Origin of the sequence: Pseudomonas sp. 18.1.10 (assembly GCF_024655625.1) — a bacterium.
Classification (GTDB): Bacteria; Pseudomonadota; Gammaproteobacteria; order Pseudomonadales; family Pseudomonadaceae; genus Aquipseudomonas.
Genome location: NZ_JANLGL010000376.1, coordinates 1 through 3,102, shown reverse-complemented (window position 1 = coordinate 3,102; position 3,102 = coordinate 1). Strand labels below are relative to the sequence as shown.

At 62.7% G+C, this 3,102-nt stretch carries 3 protein-coding genes; all 3 read left to right on the top strand.

All coding sequences use genetic code 11. The features are described from left to right. Positions 1 to 294 precede the first annotated feature (294 nt). Entirely contained in the window at positions 295 to 366 is a 72-nt protein-coding gene (pqqA, locus tag NUV89_RS28805) for a pyrroloquinoline quinone precursor peptide PqqA (RefSeq protein ID WP_020289857.1), read from the top strand. Positions 367 to 494: 128 nt separating this feature from the next. Next, the gene (gene ercA, locus NUV89_RS28800; RefSeq protein WP_124528356.1) at positions 495 to 1,658 is read left to right on the top strand and encodes an alcohol dehydrogenase-like regulatory protein ErcA; all 1,164 of its coding nucleotides are present in this window, start codon (positions 495 to 497) and stop codon (positions 1,656 to 1,658) included. Next, the gene (locus NUV89_RS28795) at positions 1,642 to 3,012 is read left to right on the top strand and encodes a hybrid sensor histidine kinase/response regulator (protein ID WP_257783990.1); all 1,371 of its coding nucleotides are present in this window, start codon (positions 1,642 to 1,644) and stop codon (positions 3,010 to 3,012) included. The genes ercA and NUV89_RS28795 overlap by 17 nt, the downstream gene beginning before the upstream one ends. Positions 3,013 to 3,102: the final 90 nt, after the last annotated feature.

The window sequence follows — 3,102 nt, the reverse complement described above, 5'->3', positions numbered from 1 at the left end:
ACCGAGCCTAGGCGAGGTGCCGAGTGTTGGGGCAAGAGCGTTTTGCTTACTTTTGTGCTCTTCAAAAGTGAGCCGCCGTAAGGGCGGAACCATAAGCCGCCGTTACCCAAATAATGGATATGTACACCGACCGACAGGCCGCCATCGCAGGCAAGCCAGCTCCCACATTTTGATCTCTGTACACTCGATACCAAGGCATGCAGGCAACTCCTTCGAAAGTAGCATTCGCCTCCCACACCCCCCATGCATTAATGACCCAACCGGAATCTTCCGGCACAACAAGAGGAACGCCCCATGTGGAAAAAACCCGCGTTTACCGACCTGCGTATCGGCTTTGAAGTGACCATGTACTTCGCCAGCCGTTGATCGACCCTCCGGCCAGCCTTGTGCTGGCCGGTGCTGCGTGGAAGATGACTCTTTGGTCTGATTGCAATCGCCCAAGGATCGGTTAGTGTGGAGCGCATTCTTCCAAAATAATAAGAACAGGCTTTCCAATGAGCCCAAACCTGAGCCTCCTGCGTAAATTCGTCTCTCCTGAAATCATCTTTGGCGCCGGCTGCCGGCACAACGTCGGCAATTACGCGAAGACCTTCGGCGCGCGCAAGGTGCTGGTGGTCAGCGACCCCGGGGTGATCGCCGCCGGTTGGGTCGCCGATGTGGAAGCCAGCCTGCAAGCCATCGGTATCGACTACTGCCTGTACTCCGCCGTGTCGCCCAACCCCCGGGTTGAGGAAGTGATGACCGGCGCCGAGGTGTACCGTGAAAACCACTGTGATGTGATCGTTGCCATCGGCGGCGGCAGCCCGATGGACTGTGGCAAGGCCATTGGCATCGTGGTCGCCCACGGCCGCAGCATCCTTGAATTCGAGGGCGTGGACACCATTCGTGTGCCCAGCCCGCCGCTGATCCTGATCCCCACCACGGCCGGCACCTCGGCGGATGTCTCGCAGTTCGTGATCATTTCCAACCAGCAGGAACGCATGAAGTTCTCCATCGTCAGCAAGGCGGTGGTGCCGGACGTGTCGCTGATCGACCCGGAAACCACGGCGAGCATGGACCCGTTCCTGTCGGCCTGTACCGGCATCGACGCGCTGGTGCATGCCATCGAGGCGTTTGTCTCCACCGGCCATGGCCCGTTGACCGATCCCCATGCGCTGGAAGCGATGCGCCTGATTAACGGCAACCTGGTGCAGATGATCGCCAACCCCACGGACATTGCTCTGCGCGAGAAGATCATGCTCGGCAGCATGCAGGCTGGGCTGGCGTTCTCCAATGCGATCCTTGGGGCGGTGCATGCGATGTCCCACAGCCTCGGCGGCTTCCTCGATCTGCCCCATGGATTGTGCAACGCGGTGTTGGTGGAGCATGTGGTGGCGTTCAATTACAGCTCGGCGCCGGAGCGTTTCCAGGTGATTGCCGAGACCTTTGGCATCGACTGCCGTGGCCTCAATCACCGGCAGATCTGCGGGCGCCTGGTAGAACACCTGATCGCGTTGAAGCATGCGATTGGCTTCCACGAAACCCTCGGCCTGCATGGGGTGCGCGTGGCGGATATTCCGTTCCTGTCCGAGCATGCGATGGACGACCCGTGCATCCTCACCAACCCGCGCGCATCGAGCCAGCGTGACGTCGAGGTCGTCTATGGCGAAGCACTCTGACGACCCGCAGCGCGCACTGTCGGCGCTGTTGGGGCTGGGCGACCAGTCGGCGCGCAAGAGCCACTACCCGGAGCTGACGGCGCGACTGGATGAACTGGAGGCCGAGCGCAAGCGCTATATACGCCTCAACGACGAGCTGGAGCAGCGCGTCGCCGCGCGCACCGATGAACTGCTGGAGGCCAACCACAACCTGCAACAGCAGATCGCCCAGCGCGAACAGATCGAACAGGACCTGCGCGACGCCCGTGACGCCGCCCAGGCTGCCAACCGCAGCAAGGACAAATACCTCGCCGCCGCCAGCCACGACCTGCTGCAACCGCTGAACGCCGCACGGCTGTTGATCGCCACCTTGCGTGAGCGCCAACTGCCCAGCGTCGAGCAGGTGCTGGTGGAGCGCACGCATCAGGCGCTGGAAGGTGCCGAGGACTTGCTCACTGACTTGCTCGACATCTCGCGACTTGACCAAGCGGCGGTGAAACCGGATGTGGCCCTGTATTGCCTGGATGAAGTGTTTGCGCCGCTGGTCTCGGAATTCCAATCGGTGGCCCAGGCGACCGGGTTGAATCTGCGGGTGCACACCGGGCATTACGCGGTGCGCACGGACCTGCGGTTGTTGACGCGCATCCTGCGCAACTTTCTCAGCAATGCCTGCCGTTACACCGATGAGGGCTGCATTCTGCTGGGGGCGCGGCGTCGCGGTGATTGCCTGCGCCTGGAAGTGTGGGACACCGGGCGCGGGATTGCGGCGGATCGGCTGGAGGCGATCTTCCTCGAATTCAACCAGCTCGACGTCGGCCGCGCGGCGGATCGCAAGGGCGTGGGGCTGGGCCTCGCGATTGTCGAGCGGATCGCCGAGATCCTCGGTTATCCGATTGCCGTGCGGTCCTGGCCGGGGCGTGGCTCGATGTTCAGCATCGAAGTGCCGCTGAGCGCCGAGATGCCCGAGGCGATCAGCCAACTGCCGGCGCAACCGAGCACCGGCAACCCGCTGCCGGGCCGGCGCTTGCTGGTGATCGACAACGAAGTCAGCATCCTCGAAAGCATGAGCGCACTGCTCGAACAGTGGGGCTGCGAAGTGCTCACCGCCACCGACCAGGCGGGCGCGCTGGCGGCGTTGCAGGGCAGGGCGCCGGAGCTGATCCTTGCCGACTATCACCTCGACCATGGGGTGGTGGGGTGTGAGGTGGTCAAGCACCTGCGTGAGCACTTTGCCTGCAACATCCCCGCGGTCATCATCACCGCTGACCGCACCGACCAGTGCCGCCGCGCCTTGCGGCGGCTGGAGGCGCCGTTGCTGAACAAACCGGTCAAGCCCGGGAAGCTCCGGGCAGTTCTGAGCCAGTTGCTCAGCTGAGCCCGCAGATCTTGCTGCCTAAACCCAATCCCCTGTGGGAGCGGGCTTGCTCGCGAATGCGGAGTGTCAGTCAGCAAATGTATTGACTGA